Origin of the sequence: Micromonospora sp. NPDC007220 (assembly GCF_040634035.1) — a bacterium.
Classification (GTDB): domain Bacteria; phylum Actinomycetota; class Actinomycetes; order Mycobacteriales; family Micromonosporaceae; genus Micromonospora; species Micromonospora reichwaldensis.
The window spans coordinates 381,884-399,012 of the sequence record NZ_JBEYEU010000003.1 but is presented as its reverse complement, the minus strand read 5'-3'; the positions used below and the strand labels follow the sequence as shown (position 1 = coordinate 399,012).

General features: G+C 74.5%; 19 protein-coding genes. 14 read left to right on the top strand and 5 right to left on the bottom strand.

What is annotated here, in order from left to right; all coding sequences use genetic code 11:
* Entirely contained in the window at window positions 1–1,284 is a 1,284-nt protein-coding gene (locus ABZ573_RS10195) for an ATP-binding protein (RefSeq protein ID WP_151455421.1), read from the bottom strand.
* A gap of 196 nt (window positions 1,285–1,480) precedes the next feature.
* Between ABZ573_RS10195 and ABZ573_RS10190 the strand changes: the two genes are divergently transcribed.
* Window positions 1,481–2,587 carry a D-alanine--D-alanine ligase family protein gene (locus ABZ573_RS10190; protein ID WP_327030756.1) on the top strand — a complete coding sequence of 369 codons (1,107 nt, stop codon included), beginning with the start codon at window positions 1,481–1,483 and terminating at the stop codon, window positions 2,585–2,587.
* A gap of 137 nt (window positions 2,588–2,724) precedes the next feature.
* Here the strand turns inward: ABZ573_RS10190 and ABZ573_RS10185 are convergent, their stop codons facing one another.
* Both ABZ573_RS10185 and ABZ573_RS10180 read right to left on the bottom strand, forming a co-directional pair.
* Window positions 2,725–3,375 (bottom strand): DUF3515 family protein, encoded by a 651-nt coding sequence (locus tag ABZ573_RS10185; RefSeq protein WP_327030757.1) that lies wholly within the window; start codon window positions 3,373–3,375, stop codon window positions 2,725–2,727.
* Window positions 3,376–3,609 carry an Lrp/AsnC ligand binding domain-containing protein gene (locus ABZ573_RS10180; RefSeq protein WP_132232626.1) on the bottom strand — a complete coding sequence of 78 codons (234 nt, stop codon included), beginning with the start codon at window positions 3,607–3,609 and terminating at the stop codon, window positions 3,376–3,378.
* Between the two features lie 125 nt (window positions 3,610–3,734).
* Between ABZ573_RS10180 and ABZ573_RS10175 the strand changes: the two genes are divergently transcribed.
* Window positions 3,735–4,673, top strand: coding sequence for a thiamine-phosphate kinase (locus ABZ573_RS10175; protein ID WP_327030758.1), 939 nt, complete (start codon window positions 3,735–3,737; stop codon window positions 4,671–4,673).
* A 29-nt stretch (window positions 4,674–4,702) separates the two neighbouring features.
* Complete coding sequence (locus ABZ573_RS10170; RefSeq protein ID WP_358117247.1) at window positions 4,703–5,170, top strand: GNAT family N-acetyltransferase; 468 nt, start codon at window positions 4,703–4,705, stop codon at window positions 5,168–5,170.
* A gap of 207 nt (window positions 5,171–5,377) precedes the next feature.
* Here ABZ573_RS10170 and rpmB read toward each other — a convergent pair whose 3' ends face one another.
* Entirely contained in the window at window positions 5,378–5,569 is a 192-nt protein-coding gene (rpmB, locus tag ABZ573_RS10165; protein ID WP_011905179.1) for a 50S ribosomal protein L28, read from the bottom strand.
* 293 nt (window positions 5,570–5,862) lie between these two features.
* Here rpmB and ABZ573_RS10160 point away from each other — a divergent pair, with 293 nt between their 5' ends.
* The 11 genes from ABZ573_RS10160 (at window position 5,863) to mutM (ending at window position 16,118) form a co-directional block, all read left to right on the top strand.
* A complete protein-coding gene (locus ABZ573_RS10160) occupies window positions 5,863–7,479 on the top strand; it encodes a DAK2 domain-containing protein (RefSeq protein ID WP_327030760.1) in 1,617 nt (538 codons plus the stop codon).
* Window positions 7,476–9,677, top strand: coding sequence for an ATP-dependent DNA helicase RecG (gene recG, locus ABZ573_RS10155; protein WP_358117244.1), 2,202 nt, complete (start codon window positions 7,476–7,478; stop codon window positions 9,675–9,677). Before ABZ573_RS10160 ends, recG begins: the two co-directional genes overlap by 4 nt.
* 42 nt (window positions 9,678–9,719) lie before the next feature.
* A complete protein-coding gene (locus tag ABZ573_RS10150; protein WP_358117241.1) occupies window positions 9,720–10,634 on the top strand; it encodes a serine hydrolase domain-containing protein in 915 nt (304 codons plus the stop codon).
* Window positions 10,635–10,782: 148 nt separating this feature from the next.
* Window positions 10,783–11,346: a 16S rRNA (guanine(966)-N(2))-methyltransferase RsmD gene (rsmD, locus tag ABZ573_RS10145; RefSeq protein WP_132232636.1), complete on the top strand. Its 564-nt coding sequence runs from the start codon at window positions 10,783–10,785 to the stop codon at window positions 11,344–11,346.
* Window positions 11,343–11,831, top strand: coding sequence for a pantetheine-phosphate adenylyltransferase (gene coaD / locus ABZ573_RS10140; RefSeq protein ID WP_132232638.1), 489 nt, complete (start codon window positions 11,343–11,345; stop codon window positions 11,829–11,831). The genes rsmD and coaD overlap by 4 nt, the downstream gene beginning before the upstream one ends.
* A gap of 186 nt (window positions 11,832–12,017) precedes the next feature.
* Window positions 12,018–12,515, top strand: a complete 498-nt coding sequence (locus ABZ573_RS10135) for a hypothetical protein (protein WP_132232640.1) — start codon at window positions 12,018–12,020, stop codon at window positions 12,513–12,515.
* A gap of 109 nt (window positions 12,516–12,624) precedes the next feature.
* Entirely contained in the window at window positions 12,625–13,188 is a 564-nt protein-coding gene (locus ABZ573_RS10130; RefSeq protein WP_151455411.1) for a DUF177 domain-containing protein, read from the top strand.
* A gap of 5 nt (window positions 13,189–13,193) precedes the next feature.
* Window positions 13,194–13,367 carry a 50S ribosomal protein L32 gene (gene rpmF / locus ABZ573_RS10125; protein ID WP_018786309.1) on the top strand — a complete coding sequence of 58 codons (174 nt, stop codon included), beginning with the start codon at window positions 13,194–13,196 and terminating at the stop codon, window positions 13,365–13,367.
* Between the two features lie 114 nt (window positions 13,368–13,481).
* A complete protein-coding gene (locus ABZ573_RS10120) occupies window positions 13,482–14,477 on the top strand; it encodes a phosphate acyltransferase PlsX (RefSeq protein WP_151455410.1) in 996 nt (331 codons plus the stop codon).
* The gene (rnc, locus tag ABZ573_RS10115) at window positions 14,474–15,268 is read left to right on the top strand and encodes a ribonuclease III (protein ID WP_151455409.1); all 795 of its coding nucleotides are present in this window, start codon (window positions 14,474–14,476) and stop codon (window positions 15,266–15,268) included. The genes ABZ573_RS10120 and rnc overlap by 4 nt, the downstream gene beginning before the upstream one ends.
* Window positions 15,261–16,118, top strand: coding sequence for a bifunctional DNA-formamidopyrimidine glycosylase/DNA-(apurinic or apyrimidinic site) lyase (mutM, locus tag ABZ573_RS10110; RefSeq protein WP_151455408.1), 858 nt, complete (start codon window positions 15,261–15,263; stop codon window positions 16,116–16,118). Before rnc ends, mutM begins: the two co-directional genes overlap by 8 nt.
* Window positions 16,119–16,185: 67 nt before the next feature.
* On the opposite strand, the gene ABZ573_RS10105 is transcribed toward mutM, so the two are convergent.
* Window positions 16,186–17,028 (bottom strand): endo alpha-1,4 polygalactosaminidase, encoded by an 843-nt coding sequence (locus ABZ573_RS10105; RefSeq protein WP_327030763.1) that lies wholly within the window; start codon window positions 17,026–17,028, stop codon window positions 16,186–16,188.
* Between the last annotated feature and the right edge of the window lie 101 nt (window positions 17,029–17,129).

Below are 17,129 nucleotides of genomic sequence, written 5' to 3'. Positions count from 1 at the left end.
TCACAGCATCCGGCGCCGCTTCAGGTAGGCGACCAGGTCGTCGTAGACGCCCCCCTCGTTGGCGAACATCGCCACGTTGCGGGCGGTGGCCATCCACGGCTTCGTCGATGGCCGGACCTCCTTGACCGCCCGCTCCAGGTCCCGGTGCTCGATCATCCGCACTTCGCCGGTGCGTACCGAGTCGGCCATCGCGAACTCGGCGGCCGTCTCGCAGAGGTGGGCCAGGTCGGCGCCCGAGTAGTCCTCGGTGGCGGCGACGATCTTCCGCAGGTCGATCCCCGCGATCGGCCGCTCCCGCAGGTGGTACTCCAGGATGGCGCGGCGCGCCTCGGCGTCCGGCGGCAGCACCAGCACCACCCGGTCGAGCCGCCCGGGACGGCGCAGCGCCGGGTCGACGTCCCACGGGGTGTTGGTGGCGGCCAGCACGAAGACCCCCTCGTTGCTGCCCTCCATCCCGTCCAGCTCCGCCAGCAGCTGGTTGCCCAGCGTCCGCATCGAACTGGAGCCGACCTGCGAGCGCTTGTGCCCCAGCGCGTCGACCTCGTCCAGGAAGAGCACGCAGGGCGCGTTGCGGCGGGCCGCCTGGAACAGCTCGTGCAGGTTGCGCTCCGAGTTGCCCATCCACATGTCGAGCACGTCCACGATGGACAGCGAGATGAACTTCGCGCCCATCTCCCCGGCGACCGCCCGGGCCAGGAACGTCTTGCCGCAGCCGGGCGGGCCGTAGAGCATCAGGCCGCCACGGAGGCTCTTGCCGTACATCCTGCGCAGCTCAGGGTTGCGCAGCGGGCCGAGGAAGGCCAGCTCCAGCCGCTCCTTGACCGCCGACATGCCGCCCACGTCGGCCAGCCGGATGCCGGAGGCCTCCACGTCGTACACCCGGTCGGAGTGGCCGGCGACCGGCTCCGGCTCGTCGCCGGCGCGGGCGAACCGCGGCGGCACCACGTCGGCCAGTTCCTGCTCGTAGGCGGCGAGGGGATCCTGGTCGGCGGTCGCGGCGGAACCGCCGGGCCCGGCCGGTGCCGGACGCTGCGCCGGCGGCCGCGGGTCCGCCGGGGCCGGCGTCGGCGGCGGGGGCACGGAGCCGCCCAGCGCCCGCTGCATCAGCGCCTGCGCCTGGCCGTTGCCCGGATCCCGGGCGAGGGCCTGCCCGACCTGCGCGATCGCCTCCCCGGCCCGGCCGGCGTCCAGCAGCAGCGCGGCGAGGTGCAGGCGCAGCGGCAGGTCGTCGGGGCGGGCGTCCAGGGCCGCCGTCAGGGACTCGATGAGGGGATCAGCGCTCATAGGACGTGCAGCGTAGTGGGCGCCCCGTGCCGTCACCGTCCCCGTACGGGCGGTTACGGAGCGTGAATCCTTTGTTGACCGGTTGCTGCGGCGGTCCGGCTGTCCCCGGGTATCGGCAGCCGGTGCCCGCCACGCACAGTAAGGTCAACCGGGTGAGCGCCCCGACCGGAGCAGTCGCGTACGAAGAGGTGACGCAGTGACCACCCCAGGCAGGACCCGCGTGGCGATCGTGTTCGGCGGCCGCAGCCCGGAGCACGGCATCTCCTGCGTCAGCGCCGGCAGTGTTCTCGGCGCCCTCGACCCGGACGAGTTCGAGGTGGTGCCGGTGGGCATCACCCGGGCCGGCCAGTGGGTGCTGACCAGCGGCGACCCCGGTCAGTTGGCGATCAACGCGCGCCGGCTGCCGGAGATCACCGCCGAGTCCGGCACCGACATCGTGCTGCGGGCCGACCCGACCGGCAACGGGCTCATGGTGCTCGACCCCACCGAGGGGCCCAGGGCGCTCGCCGACGTCGACGTGGTCTTCCCGGTGCTGCACGGCGCGTACGGCGAGGACGGCACCATCCAGGGCATGCTGGAGATGGCCGGCATCCCGTACGTCGGGGCGAACGTCTTCGCCTCCGCCGCCGCCATGGACAAGGAGTTCACCAAGAAGCTCTGCGCCGTCGAGGGCATCCCGGTGGGCCCGTACGCGGTGCTGCGCAACGGGATGACGTTGAGCGAGGCGGACAAGGAGCGGCTCGGCCTGCCGGTCTTCGTGAAGCCGTCCCGGGCCGGTTCGTCGTTCGGCATCAGCAAGGTCGACGACTGGGCCGACCTCGACGCGGCGGTCGCCACCGCCCGGCAGATCGACCCGAAGGTGCTCGTCGAGGGTGCGGTCGTCGGGCGCGAGATCGAGTGCGGCGTGCTGGAGGGCGAGGCCGGCGGCGCGCCGGAGGCGTCCGTGCTGGCCGAGGTCCGGGTGGTCGGGGACTACGACTTCTACGACTTCGAGGCGAAGTACATCGACTCCGAGTCCGCCTGCGAGTACGACATCCCCGCCGGCCTGCCGGAGCGGGTGACCCGCCAGATCCGGGAGTACGCCACCCGCGCCTTCACCGCGCTCGACTGCGCGGGCCTGGCCCGGGTCGACTTCTTCGTCACCCCGGAGCTGGACGTCTACCTCAACGAGATCAACACCATGCCGGGCTTCACCCCGACGTCGATGTTCCCGCGCATGTGGGCGGCGTCCGGGCTGGAGTACCCGAAGCTGGTCAACCGCCTCATCCGCACCGCCCTGCACCGCGGCGTCGGCCTGCACTGAGCCGCTCGCGCCGGGAAGGGCGCCCGCCTGACGCCTGACGCACAGGAAGAGCACCCGCCTGACGCCTGACGCGCGGGAAGGTGCCCTTCCCACCGCCCGCCCCGCGCACGCGAGGCGGGCCGGGTGCGGAGACCGTGTCAGGTCCGGCAGCCGCTGGGGGTGTCGGCGGCGGCGACGGAGGGCACGGAGGCCACGATCGTGTCCGAGACGGGGGCGACCCACTGCAACCCCTGCCCGTAGAAGTGCGGCACGCGGACCGTGACGGCGGTCTCCCGGTCCATGGTGGTGAGCACGGTGGCGTCGCGTTCCTCGCTGGCGTACCAGCAGACCCGGTTGACCGTCCAGACGTGGTCGGTGTCGTCGACGGCCGGCGTGGCCCCGCCGCAGGCGACGGTGACCGCCGGGTCGCCGTACGCGGCGTTCTGCTCCGGGCCGGCCGTGACCGGGCGCTGGGCGAGGTCGTTGACCGTGGGCGGCAACTGGGAGAGCAGGGCGCGGCAGACCGTGGCGGGCCGTTCGGCCAGCGCCGGCGCGGCCATCTCGACCGGGGCGGTGGAGCGCGGCCCGGCGCTCGTGGCGGTCGCGCTCGGCGTGGCGGCCGGCTCGGCCCGCTCGTCGGGGGAGAGTTGGGCGAACGCGAACGCGCCCACCAGCACGGTGACCGGCAGCGCGATCAGCGTGGCGACCAGCGCGGCGCCGCGGGTCGTGCGGTCGCGGGTCGGGCGGTCGGGGGTCACCTCGTCCGGCTGGGCGGAATCGGTCACGGGAGAGTCAGTGATCTTGTCCACTTACAGGCGCACCACCGAACATGTGAGGGTGCGGGTGATGCCAGGCACCATCTGCACCTTGCTGACGATGAGTTTGCCGAGCTCGTCGACGGTCTTCGCCTCGGTGAGCACGACCACGTCGTACGGCCCGGTGACGGCGTCGACGCGTACCACGCCGGCAAGGTCCGAGATGAGACCGGCCACGTCACGCGCCCGGCCGACCTCGGTCTGGATGAGGATGTACGCCTGTACCACGACTCGACCTCCGTCCGTCGCCGCCCTGGAGCGGCCCGAAGGGAGAAAGTACCTTACGGACCAGGTCTGATCCCTATCGGTGGTCAAGGAGAAGCGGTGAGCGAGCAGCACGGCGGAGGAGCGGCATGAGCGTCGCGGGGATCGGCGAGTTCGGCCTGATCGACCGGGTGACCGCCCGGTTGTCGTACGGATCGACGGTACTGCTGGGCCCGGGGGACGACGCGGCGGTGGTGGCCGCCCCGGACGGCCGGGTCGCGGCCTCGACCGACGTGCTGGTGGAGGGGCGGCACTTCCGGCGGGACTGGTCCAGCGCGCGTGACGTCGGCCACCGGGCGGCGGCGGCGAACCTGGCCGACATCGCCGCGATGGGGGCGCAGCCGACCGCGCTGCTGGTGGCGCTCTGCATGCCGCCCGAGCTGGATCCCGCGTGGGCCGAGGAGCTCGCCGACGGGCTGGCCGCCGAGGCGGCGAAGGTCGGCGCGAGCGTGGTGGGCGGGGACATGTCGGGCAGTCCGACGCTGACCATCGCGGTCACGGCCCTCGGGGACCTGGGTGGCCGGCCGCCGGTGACGCGCTCCGGCGCGCGGCCCGGTGATGTGCTGGCCCTGGCCGGCCGCATCGGGTACGCGGCGGCCGGGCTGACCGTGCTCTCCCGGGGCTTCCGTACGCCCCGGCTGCTGGTGGAGGCCTGCCGGCGGCCCGAGGTGCCCTACGCGGCCGGGCCGCACGCCGCCCGGCTCGGCGCCACCTCCATGATCGACGTGTCGGACGGGCTGCTCGCCGACGTCGGGCACGTGGCGAAGGCGAGCGGGGTCGCCGTGGACGTGCGCCGGGACGCCTTCGAGGTGCCCCGGCAGATGCGCGACGCCGCCCAGGCGCTCGGCGTCGACCCGTACTCCTGGCTCCTCGCCGGGGGCGAGGACCACGCGCTGGCCGCGACCTTCCCGTCGGCGGTGGCGCTGCCGGACGACTGGCGGCCGATCGGGCGGGTGACGGAGGGCTCGGGTGTCACGGTCGACGGGCGGCCGTACGACGGACCCGCTGGCTGGGACCACTTTCGGTAAGGCCCGATCGGCGTCGTACCCTTTACTCCGTGAGTGAGATCGAGATTCGGGCCGAGCGTTTCGACTCGCCGGTGGCGCAGCGGCTGATCCGCGCCGCGCTGGCCGACCTCGGTGCCCGGTACGGCGGCAGCGGCGACGAGACCCCGGTCGACCCGGGCGAGTTCGCGCCGCCCGCCGGCGCCTTCCTCGTCGCCCACCTCGGCGGCGAGCCGGTCGGCTGCGGCGGCTGGCGCAGCCACGGTGACGAGGGTGACACCGCCGAGCTGAAGCGGATGTACACCGCGCCGGCGGTCCGGGGCCGGGGCGTGGCCCGGGCGGTGCTGGCGGCGGTGGAGCGCTCCGCGCGGGAGCACGGGCGCAAACGGATCATCCTGGAGTGCGGCGACAAACAGCCGGAGGCCATCGCCATGTACACGGCGGCCGGCTACGAGCGCATCCCGAACTTCGGCTTCTACCGCGACGCCCCGGGCTGCATCTCCTTCGCCCGCACGCTCTGACCGTTCTGCGCGTGCCCTGACCCGTTTCGGCGCGCCGAGGGCCGCCGGCACCGTCTCGCGCCGGGGGCTGTTCCGGACCTCGGCGCGCCGCACGCCCCGCATTGTGCGCGGACGGGCATCGGAGGTGGAGCGTCGCCGGACACGACAGAACCGGCGGACCGCAACGGCCCGCCGGCAATGACGAGTGTGAAGCTGGGGCCTACCGCGTCAGGCGCGGGTGACCTTGCCCGCCTTGATGCAGGAGGTGCAGACCTTCAACTTCTTGGTGTTGCCGCCACCGGCCGGGGTACGCACCGACTGGATGTTCGGGTTCCAGCGGCGGTTGGTCCGCCGGTGCGAGTGGGACACGTTGTGGCCGAAGCCCGGTCCCTTGCCACAGACGTCGCACACGCTAGCCACGGGATACTCCTGGGATTGAAACGTTCATGAGGTCGCCGCCAGGCGCAGCCCGGGCAACCTGGCCAGGTTACCCGATGACCCGGGACCCGACCAACCGGCCCCGGACGCAGGCCCGAGGTGGGGCCGGCACCGCGCGACGCGGGTCCCGGTCGCCCGGCCCGCACCCGCCCCCGCGGCATCGCCGCACCTGGGGATACGCCACGAGGATAGTGGGTGCGCCGCGGCTGCCGGACACGCCGTGGGAGTCGCGTCGACCCCGGCGCGTGTCGGTGCGCGCCAGTAGGCTTCTCGCCGTGCTGGACACCCTCGACGCCGCCGCGGTCCGCCGTTGGTGCGCGGGCGGGCTGGTCGCGCTCAAGCGCCACCAGGGCGAGATCGACGACCTGAACGTCTACCCGGTGCCCGACGGCGACACCGGCACCAACATGGTGCTCACCCTCACCTCGGCCCAGCAGGCGCTCGCGATGGACCTCGGCACCCTCCCGGAGGACGGGCCCACCGCGCACGGGCACGCGTTGCGGCTGATGGCCCGGGGCGCGCTGCTGGGCGCGCGGGGCAACTCGGGGGTGATCCTGTCGCAGATCCTGCGCGGCTTCGCCGACGCCGTCGCCGCCGCGCCCGCCGTGCGGGGGCGCGAGCTGGCCGCCGCCCTGCGCGACGGCACCGCCGCCGCCTACGCCGCGGTCGCCCGCCCGGTCGAGGGCACGCTGCTCAGCGTCGTCGCCGCGGCGGCGCACGCCGCCGAGCGGGCCGACAGCGACGACCTGCGGGCGGTCGTCCGGGCGGCGGCGGGCGGGGCGGCGCACGCGTTGGCGCGCACCCCCGAGCAGCTTCCGGCGCTGGCCCGCGCCGGCGTGGTGGACGCCGGCGGCCAGGGCCTGTGCCTGCTGCTCGACGCCCTGGTCGAGGTCGTGACCGGCGAGAGCCCCGAGCGTCCCGCGCCCGCGCCGCGCCCGGTCCGCCCGCCGGCCACCGCCGTGCGCGAGACCGGTTCCGAGGAGTACGCGTACGAGGTGCAGTTCCTGCTCGACGCCGGGCCGGAGGCGGTGGCCCGGCTGCGGGAGGAGCTGGCGGCCCTGGGCGACTCGCTGGTGGTCGTCGGCGACGGAAACGCCGGCACGGGCACCTGGAACGTGCACGTGCACGTCAACGACGTGGGCGCGGCCATCGAGGCGGGCGTGGTGGCCGGCCGGCCGCACCGCATCTCGGTGACCCGCTTCGCCGACCAGACCGCACCAGTGTCGCCCCCCGCGGCGGCGGACGGGCGGGCCGCCGTGGTGGTGGCCGCCGGCGCGGGCATCGCCGAGCTGTTCGCCGGCGAGGGCGCGACGGTGGTGCCCGGCAACCCGTCGATCGGCGAGCTGCTGGACGCGATCCGCGCCACCGGGGCGGCCCGCGTGGTGGTGCTGCCCAACGACCCCGACACGCAGGCGGTGGCGAACGCCGCCGCCCGGGAGGCGCACGGGCTCGGCGTGAAGGTCAGCGTGGTGCCGACCCGCTCACCGGTGCAGGCGCTGGCCGCCCTCGCCGTACGCGACCCGGGGCGGCGCTTCGCCGACGATGTGATCGCGATGGCCGAGGCGGCCGGCGCGTGCCGCTACGCCGAGGTCTGCTACGCCCGCCGCGAGGCGCTGACCGTCGCCGGCCCCTGCCGTCCCGGCGACGTGCTGGCGCTGGTCGAGGGGGAGGTGCACCTGATCGGGTCCGACCTGACCGACACCTGCGCCGCCGTGGTCGACCGGATGCTCGGCGGCGGCGGTGAGCTGGTGACCCTGCTCTCGGGGGCGGACGCTCCCGACGGGCTGGCGGACGCGGTCCGCGAGCACGTCGGGCGGCGCTGGCCGTTCGTCGAGGTGCAGGCCTATCCGGGCGGGCAGCCGCACTATCCACTCCTGGTGGGGGTCGAATGACGTCCGAGCCGGCCACGATGGACACGCCGCTGAAGAAGCTGGTCGGCGAGAAGACCGCGAAGGCCCTCGCCGGGCACCTCGACCTGCACACCGCCGGTGACCTGGTCTACCACTTCCCGCGCCGCTACGACGAGCGCGGCGAGCACACCGACATCCGGTCGCTCGACGTCGGCGAGCAGGCCACCGTGCTGGCCCAGGTGCAGCGCACCGCCGTACGCCCGATGCGCCAGCGCCGGGGCAACCTGCTGGAGGTGACGGTCGGCGACGGCTCGGGCGGCACCCTGACCCTGACCTTCTTCGGCAACCAGGCCTGGCGCGAGCGCGAGCTGCGCCCCGGCCGGTGGGGGCTCTTCGCCGGCAAGGTCACCGAGTTCCGGGGCAAGCGGCAGCTCAACGGCCCGGAGTACGTCCTGCTCGGCGAGGGCGGCGACGGCGAGGCGGCGGCCAACGAGGAGATCGAGGAGTTCGCGGGCGCGCTGATCCCGGTCTACCCGGCCGCCGCGGCGGTGCCCACCTGGGTGATCGCCCGCTGCGTCCGGGTGGTGCTGGACACGTTCACCGCGCCGGAGGATCCGCTGCCCGCGACCCTGCGGGCGAGCCGCAACCTGGGCGGCATCGACACGGCGCTGCGCGAGATCCACCGGCCGACCAGCAAGGAGGCGCTCTACCGGGCCCGGCACCGGCTCAAGTGGGACGAGGCCTTCGCCGTGCAGCTCACCCTGGTGCAGCGCAAGCACCGCGCCGCCGCCTCGCCGGCCCGGCCCCGCCCGGCGAAGCCCGGCGGCCTGCTCGACGCCTTCGATGCCCGGCTGCCCTACGAGCTGACGCCCGGCCAGCACGACGTGGGCGTGGAGATCGCGGCGGACCTGGCCACGGCCCACCCGATGCACCGGCTGCTCCAGGGCGAGGTTGGCTCCGGCAAGACGGTGGTCGCGCTGCGCGCGATGCTCCAGGTGGTCGACGCGGGCGGGCAGGCCGCGCTGCTGGCCCCGACCGAGGTGCTCGCCGCGCAGCACCACCGGGGCATCCTCGACCTGCTGGGGCCGCTCGGGCGGGCCGGCGAGCTGGGCGCGGCCGACGACGCCACGCGGGTCGAGCTGGTCACCGGCTCGCTGGGTGCGGCGGCCCGGCGGCGGGCCCTGGCCGAGGTCGCCGGCGGCGCCGCCGGCATCGTGCTCGGCACCCACGCCCTGCTCTACGAGGGCGTCGACTTCGCCGACCTCGGCCTGGTGGTGGTCGACGAGCAGCATCGCTTCGGCGTGGAGCAGCGCGACGCGCTGCGCGCCAAGGCCGAGCAGCCGCCGCACGTGCTGGTGATGACGGCCACCCCGATCCCGCGCACGGTGGCGATGACCGTCTACGGCGACCTGGAGACCTCCACGCTCTCCCAGCTGCCGCAGGGTCGCTCGCCGATCGCCTCGCACGTGGTGCCGGTCGCCGAGAAGCCGGCCTTCCTGGACCGGGCCTGGCGCCGGGTGCGCGAGGAGGTGGCCGCCGGGCACCAGGCGTACGTCGTCTGCCCGCGCATCGGGGAGGGGCCGGCGAGCGAGGAGGAGCCGCCGCCGGAGGACGACAACGGGCGGCGGCCGCCGATGGCGGTCACCGAGGTGGCGCCGCTGCTCGCCGAGGGGCCGCTGCACGGCCTGCGCATCGGCGTGCTGCACGGCCGGCTGCCGGCCGACGAGAAGGACGCGGTGATGCGCTCCTTCGCGGCCGGCGACCTCGACGTGCTGGTCGCCACGACCGTGGTCGAGGTGGGTGTCAACGTGCCGAACGCGACCGTGATGATCGTGCTCGACGCCGACCGGTTCGGCGTCTCCCAGCTGCACCAGCTGCGCGGCCGGGTCGGCCGGGGCTCCGCCCCGGGGCTCTGCCTGCTGGTCACCGAGGCGCTGGAGGGCACGCCCGCGCGGGAGCGGCTCGACGCGGTGGCCTCCACCACCGACGGGTTCAAGCTCGCCGAGCTGGATCTGGAGCAGCGCCGGGAGGGCGACGTGCTGGGCGCCACCCAGTCGGGGCGCCGCTCGCACCTGCGGCTGCTCTCGCTGCTGCGCGACGCCGACCTGATCCGCGACGCCCGGGCCGAGGCGATCGCCCTGGTCGAGGAGGACCCGGAGCTGGCCCGGCACCCGGCGCTGGCCGCGTCGGTGGCGGCCCTGGTCGACGAGGAACGCGCCGAATACCTGGAGAAGGGCTGATCTAGGCTCCGAAGGATGTCGGCATCCTCATTAGACAGTGGCGTGCTCCTGCTGGCCCGGGGCGACGAGATCGTGACGGAACAGGTCACCGGGGTGGCCGATCGGAGCACCGGTGTCCACTGCGCTCCCGGGACCCGGTTCCAGATCGCCTCGATCAGCAAGCAGATGGCCGCCGCGGCGGTGCTGCTGCTCGCCGAGCGGGGTGCGCTGAGCCTGTCCGATCCGGTCGTGCGCTGGCTGCCCGGCCCGCCGCCGGAATGGTCCGCCATCACGCTGCACCACCTGCTCACCCACACCTCGGGCCTGGGCCACTGGGAGCAGTACCCGGCGGTCGATCTCGCCGACCCGGCTGAGCCGGACGACCTGCTCGGCTTGTTCGCCGCGGTGCCGCCGCTGTTCCGGCCCGGAGCCGGGTGGCACTACAGCAGCCCCGGCTACGTGCTGTTGGCCCGGGCCGTCGAGCGCGCGGCCGACCGGCCGTACGCCGAGTTCCTCGCCGAGGAGGTCTTCGCGCCGCTGGGCATGACGGGCAGCTTCGCCGGTGCGGGCGACGGACGGCCGGACGTGGCGGTCGGACACGAGGGCGGCCGTCCGGTGCCGTCCTGGGACCTGGCGACCGTGGGCATGGGCGCGGGTGACGTCTGGTGCACCGGGACGGACCTGCTCACCTGGCTCGACGTGCCGCGCCGGGGCCGGCTGCTCGCCCCGGCCTCGGTGACGGCGATGACCGCTCCACACGCGCCCACCGGCCGGCCCGGGGAGGCGTACGGCTACGGGTTCTTCGTCGGCCCGCTGGCCGGCAGGCGGGCGCTGCACCACTCGGGGGACAACGGCGGCTACAAGGCGTTCGCGGCCTGGCTGCCCGACTCGGACCGGCGGCTCGTGCTGCTGACCAACCAGGCCGAGGTCGACCCGGTCACGGTCACGTCGGTGCTCGGTCCCCCCGAGGCGCGTTGATCGGGTGCGGACGCCGACCGGGTGGCGGACGCGCCCTCGGTGCGGGCCGGCGGGGCCGACAGGTCGTGGCGGGTCCGCTCGTCGCCTCGGGTGCTTCGTCCACCGGCCGGGCCGTCGCGTAGCGTCGAGGCATGGGCAGGGAGCGACGGTGACCCGGATCGTGGCCGGAACCCTTGGTGGGCGGCGGATCGCCGCGCCGCCCGGCGCGGGCACCCGGCCCACGTCGGACCGGGTGCGCGAGGCGCTGTTCAGCGCCGTGCAGGCCGAGGTCGACCTGGCCGGCGCCCGCTTCGCCGACCTCTACGCCGGCTCCGGGGCGGTCGGCCTGGAGGCCCTGTCCCGGGGGGCCGCGCACGTGCTGCTGGTGGAGTCCGACCCCCGGGCGGCCCGGGTGGTCCGGGAGAACGTGGCCGCGTTGCGCGCCGCGCCGGCCGCCCGGCTGGTCACCGGCAAAGTCGCCACCGTGCTGGCGGCCGGCCCGGACGGCGACCCGTACGACGTGGTCTTCGCCGACCCGCCCTACGCGGTGCCGGACGCGGAGATCACGGCGATGCTCGTCGCGCTGGTCGACGGCGGCTGGCTGGCCCCGGACGCCCTGGTGGTGGTGGAGCGGTCCAGCCGCACGGGACCCGTCGGGTGGGTGCAGGGCATCACCGGCGAGCGCAGCCGGCGCTACGGCGAGACGACCCTTTGGTACGGTCGCCGATCATGAGACGTGCGGTGTGTCCCGGCTCGTTCGATCCGGTCACCAACGGGCACCTCGACATCGTCGGCCGGGCGAGCCGGCTGTTCGACGAGGTGATCGTGGGCGTGCTGGTCAACCAGTCGAAGAGCGGCCTGTTCACCGTCGAGGAGCGGATCGACATGCTCCGCGAGGTGACCGCCTCCTACGACAACGTCCGGGTCGAGTCGTTCCGCGGCCTGCTTGTCGACTTCTGTCGGGCGCAGCAGGCGAGCGTCCTGATCAAGGGCCTGCGGGCGGTCAGCGACTTCGACTACGAGTTGCAGATGGCGCAGATGAACATCGGCCTGGCCGGCGTCGAGACCCTGTTCATGCCGACCAATCCGCTCTACTCGTTCCTCTCCTCGAGCCTGGTCAAGGACGTGGCGAAGTGGGGCGGCGACATCTCCGCCCACGTGCCCGACCGGGTCCGCGAGGAGTTGAGCGCCCGGCTCGTCCCGCCGTCGCGCGACTGACCGCCCGGGGCCGCAGTTCCCGCCGGCACCGTGCCCGGCGGGGACTGCGCCGTGGCGTACCGCGACGCGCCGGGCCGGGGTGAGCGGTGCGCTGTGGTCGGGGCGCGACATGATGTGTGCAGCGGGAAACCGGCCGTAGCCCGCATCATGTAGGTCGGCCCGACGAACGACAGGAGTGAGGTACCGGTGGACCCGCTCGATCGCATCGACGAACTGATCGCCATGGTGGAGCAGGCGCGCTCCGTCCCGATGTCGCGCAACAACTGCATGGTCGACCGGGGTGAGTTCATCGCGATCCTCGATGAGCTGCGCGCCGAACTCCCCGCCGACCTGCGTCGGGCCGCCGCGCTGCTGGACGAGCGGGACAAGATCATGGAGGCCGGCAAGCGCGAGGCCGACCGGATCATCAGCGAGGGTGAGGCGGAACACGCCCGACTGGTCTCGGTGAACGAGATCACGGTCTCCGCCGAGCACGAGGGCGCGCGGATCATCGCGGAGGCCCGCGCCGAGGCGCAGCGCCTGCGCGAGGAGGTCGACGACTACGTCGACACCGCGCTGGCCAACTTCGAGCAGTTCCTCACCCGGGCGCTGGCCTCGATAGAACGCGGGCGGGACAAGATGCACGCGCTGCGCGAGATCGGCACCTTCGGTGGGGAGGAGGCGGACCGCCCGCTACCCTTCTGAGCGGCACCTCACCAGCCGGCAGATGGGGCGGGCGCCGCCCCCGGTTCGACGGTACGGCGGTCGCCCAGGTAACCTTTTTTGTCGGCCTCTCACCGGCCGGAGTCTGACTATGCCCAAACACACGCCTTCGACACTCAACCCCAGGTCGCCGCTGGTCCTCGACACGAGGGAGCTGCCGCGCCGGCCTGGTGCGTTGCGTACGGAAAAGCGGGTGGTGCCGGCACCGGCGGACCTCGGCGGCGAGATGATCGCCGTGCCGCAGGGCGCTGACCTCGACCTCGACCTGAGGTTGGAGTCGGTGTCCGAGGGCGTGCTCGTCTCCGGGACCGTCAGCGGTCGCGTCCGGGGCGAGTGCGGTCGCTGCCTTCGCGAGATCGACGACTCGCTGGCCGTGCGGATCCAGGAGCTGTACGCGTACGAGAACAGCACCACGGACACCACGACCGACGAGGACGAGGTGGGCCGGATGCAGGGCGATCTGATCGACCTGGAACCGGCGCTGCGGGACGCGGTGGTGCTCACGCTGCCGACCAACCCGCTCTGCCGGGAGGACTGCCCAGGCCTGTGCCCCGAATGCGGGGTGCACTTGGACGATCTGCCGGCCGACCACAGTCACGAGCAGATCGACCCGCGTTGGGCGGGCCTGTCGCAACTGAACCGTAAAGAGGAGTAGGAACCGTGGCCGTCCCCAAGCGCAAGATGTCGCGCAGCAACACCCGCGCCCGCCGGGCGAACTGGAAGGCGACCGTGGTCGCGACCGTGGCCTGCCCCCAGTGCAAGTCGGCGAAGCTGCCCCACGCCGCCTGCTCCGTCTGCGGCACCTACAACGGCCGCCAGGTCCTCGAGGTCTGACCTGGACGCCGAGTGACGCCCCCGACCCCTGGTCGGGCGGCGCGCGCACCCTGGCAATCGCCCGGTGCCCCGGCTCCCTCCGACGCCGGCCGGCCTGTTCCGGCCGGCGTTCCGATGGAGCCGGGCACCGCGCGGATCGCCGTTGACCTCCTCGGCGGGGACGACGCTCCCGCCGTCGTGGTTGACGGCGCTCTGCGGGCCGTGCGCGCCGACCCGGACCTGCATCTGCTGCTCGTCGGCCCGGCCGAGGCCGCCGGCGAGGTGATCCGTGCCCTCGACCCGGCACAGCGTGCCCGGGTCACCGTGCGGCCGGTCCGCGCCGTCGTCGGCATGGCCGACCATCCCGTGGCCGCCCGTGCCGACAGCACCGTCCGCGCGGTGGTGCACGCCGTCCGCGACGGCGTCGCCGACGCGCTCGTCTCCGCCGGGTCCACCGGCGCCACCGTCACCGCCGTCGCGCTCGGCCTCGGCCGCTGGCCGGACGTGCGCCGGCCCGCGCTGATCGCCACCCTGCCGGCCGTCGCCGGCCCGGTGGTCCTGCTGGACGTGGGCGGCTCGCTGGAGCCGCGCCCGGCCACCCTGGCCCGCCACGCCGTGCTCGGCGCCGCCTACGCGGCGGTGGCCCACGCCGTCGTCGCGCCCCGGGTGGGGCTGCTGTCGGTGGGCACCGAGGCGGGCAAGGGCGATCGCGCCCGCCGGCTCGCCGATCCCGTCCTCGCCGCCGCGTCGCTGCCCTGCGACGGCCGCTACGTCGGCCTGGTCGAGGGGTACGACGTCTCCCTCGGCACGCGCGCCGATGTGGTGGTCACCGACGGGTTCACCGGTAACGTGCTGCTCAAGGCGATCGAGGGTGCGTACGCGATGGCCGGCGGGCCCCCGTCCGGCGGCGGCGCCCCGCGCGCGGCGGCCCTGCTCGGGGTCGCCGGGACGGTCGTCGTCTGCCACGGCGCCGCCCGCGCCGAGGACGTCGCCGCGGGCATCGCGCTGGCCGCCCATCTCTGGCGACGACGCGCCACCGACCACGTCCGCGCGCTGCTCGACGGCGCCGAGGCGGGCGACCGCGAGGAACGCACCGACCGCTCCACCGACACCGAGGTACCCACATCATGAGCAACGACAAGCGGCGGCGGGCGTCCGTCGGTCACCTGGAAGCCGCGTTCGGCGTCAGCCTGGATCCGGAGCTGCTCCAGCGCGCCCTGACCCACCGCTCGTACGCGTACGAGAACGGCGGCCTGCCCACCAACGAGCGGTTGGAGTTCCTGGGCGACTCGGTGCTCGGCGTGGTGATCACCACCGCGCTCTTCCACAACCATCCCGACCTGCCCGAGGGACAGCTGGCCAAGCTGCGGGCCAGCGTGGTCAACATGCGGGCCCTCGCCGACGTGGCCCGGGGCCTCGGCCCGGACGGGCTCGGCGCCTATCTGCTGCTCGGCAAGGGGGAGGAGACCACCGGCGGCCGGGACAAGGCGAGCATCCTCGCCGACACCCTGGAGGCTCTGCTCGGCGCGATCTACCTCCAGTACGGGCTGGACACCGCCGCCATCGTCATCCACCGGCTCTTCGACCCGCTGATGGCCGAGTCGGCCGGCCGGGGTGCGGCCCTGGACTGGAAGACCAGCCTCCAGGAGCTGACGGCGGCGCTCGGGCTCGGCGTCCCCGAGTACCGCATCGAGGGCACCGGCCCGGACCACCTCAAGACGTTCACCGCCTGGGTGGTCGTCGCCGGCAACCGCTACGGCGGGGCCGACGGGCGCAGCAAGAAGGAGGCCGAGCAGCGGGCCGCCGAGGCGGCCTGGCGGACGCTCACCGAGCAGGCGGAGCGGGAGCCGGTCGGGCCGGAGGGCCCGGCGCCCGAGGACGGGACGGCGCAGACCGCCGAGGCGGGCCTGGGCCGTGCCTGAGCTGCCGGAGGTCGAGACCGTCCGGCAGGGGCTGGCCCGGTGGGTCACCGGCCGGCGGATCTCCGCCGTCGAGGTGCGCCACCCCCGCGCGGTACGCCGGCACGCGCCCGGCGGCGGGCACTTCGCCGACGTGCTGACCGACCGGACGGTGCTGGACGTGCGCCGGCGCGGCAAGTACCTGTGGCTGCCGCTGGACAGCGGCGACGCCGTGATCGGGCACCTGGGCATGTCGGGTCAGCTGCTGGTGCAGCCGGCCGACGCCCCCGACGAGACGCACCTGCGGGTCCGGTTCCGGTTCTCCGACGACGGTCCCGAGCTGCGTTTCGTCGACCAGCGCACGTTCGGCGGCCTGTCGGTCTCGGCCGGGGGCGCCGAGCTGCCGGCGGAGATCGCGCACATCGCGCGGGACCCGATGGACCCGCAGTTCTCCGACGCGGCGTTCGTCGCCGCGCTGCGCCGGCGGCGTACCGAGGTCAAGCGGGCGCTGCTGGACCAGACGCTGATCTCCGGCGTGGGCAACATCTACGCCGACGAGGCGCTGTGGCGGGCGAGGCTGCACGGCGCCCGCCCCACCGACGCGCTGACCGGCCCGGCCGCGCTGCGGCTGCTGGGCCACGTCCGGGACGTCCTCGGCGAGGCGATCAAGTCCGGCGGCACCAGCTTCGACGCCCTCTACGTCAACGTGAACGGGGAGAGCGGCTACTTCGACCGGGCGTTGAACGTCTACGGCCGGGAGGGGCTGCCGTGCCACCGGTGCGGCGCACCGGTGCGCCGCGAGGCGTTCATGAACCGTTCGTCGTACAGCTGCCCGCGCTGCCAGCCCCGCCCCCGGGCGGCCCTGCGAGGCTGACCCCACGCGGTCTCCGGGGCACGGGCGGCGCGTTCGCCCGGCCCGGCCCGCGAGGAGGTGCCGGTGGTCAGGGCGCCGCGCAGGGGAGTCGCCACGCGTCGAGCCGGCGTTCCTTGCGGATCGAGGAGAGACCGTAGCCCAGCGTGGTGACGCAGAAGTCCGTCGTCGAGCCGGCGTACTCCACGTGGAACACCGGCTTGCCCGCCTCGACGAACGGGAGCAGCCGGGCGCACTGGTCCAGCCGCACGCACTCCTCGTTGACGGCGAAGTCGAAGTCCGGGGCCAGGGCGGCCACCTGCCCCAGGTCGTTGATCAGGCCGGGGGAGAGGCTCAGCGAGCGGGCCAGCTCGGCCAGCCGGCGGTTGAACCGCAGTTGGTCGTCGAAGTCGAGCGGGAAGCCGGACCGGTGCGCGTACCCGTCGGCGTCGGCCAGGGCGACCGCCCCGAAGCCCTTGCCCCGGCAGAGCCGGAACCGGTCGGCCAGCACCGGCCGCAGCGCGTCCCACTGCCGTACGTCGAGCCAGCGGCCCTGCGGCCGGCGGGACGCGGCACCCCGTACGGCGGCCGGGAGGCGGTCCGCGTCCGGGTCGGTCGGCAGGACGGAACCGACGTGCACCTGGCAGACCAGCCGGCGGTCCCGGGAGCGCAGCTCGGCGGTCTGCGCGGCGGTGGTGGAGACCGGATCGAGCAGGAAGACGTCGGCGTCGACGGTGAGGTCCAGCACGCCGCTGAGCTGCCACTGCCACTGCCACCGGCCCGCCGACGCCGCCGGCCAGGCGGTCGGGGCACCGGGCGCGGCCAGGTCCGGCCGGCAGGCGGCGAGCACGCTCAGCAGGACGAGCGCGGCGCAGGCCGGCAGGGCCCGGCGCAGGCCCCACCCCACGGCGCGCGTACGCGGCCGGATCCGCATCGGCAGCTCCCGGGTCGCGGGCGGCGGCACACCGCCCGGAGCGGGTACGCCGTGTCGGCGTACCTCACCCGGTCAAACGAGTACGGCCCCGGCCACGACTC

Excerpts from the sequence above, each read along its gene's own strand:
- ABZ573_RS10195 (WP_151455421.1), bottom strand. The coding sequence starts at position 1,284 with ATGAGCGCTGATCCCCTCATCGAGTCCCTGACGGCGGCCCTGGACGCC.
- ABZ573_RS10175 (WP_327030758.1), top strand. The coding sequence starts at position 3,735 with ATGAGCGTCGCGGGGATCGGCGAGTTCGGCCTGATCGACCGGGTGACC.
- recG (WP_358117244.1), top strand. The coding sequence starts at position 7,476 with ATGACGTCCGAGCCGGCCACGATGGACACGCCGCTGAAGAAGCTGGTC.
- coaD (WP_132232638.1), top strand. The coding sequence starts at position 11,343 with ATGAGACGTGCGGTGTGTCCCGGCTCGTTCGATCCGGTCACCAACGGG.
- ABZ573_RS10130 (WP_151455411.1), top strand. The coding sequence starts at position 12,625 with ATGCCCAAACACACGCCTTCGACACTCAACCCCAGGTCGCCGCTGGTC.
- ABZ573_RS10120 (WP_151455410.1), top strand. The coding sequence starts at position 13,482 with ATGGAGCCGGGCACCGCGCGGATCGCCGTTGACCTCCTCGGCGGGGAC.
- rnc (WP_151455409.1), top strand. The coding sequence starts at position 14,474 with ATGAGCAACGACAAGCGGCGGCGGGCGTCCGTCGGTCACCTGGAAGCC.
- ABZ573_RS10105 (WP_327030763.1), bottom strand. The coding sequence starts at position 17,028 with ATGCGGATCCGGCCGCGTACGCGCGCCGTGGGGTGGGGCCTGCGCCGG.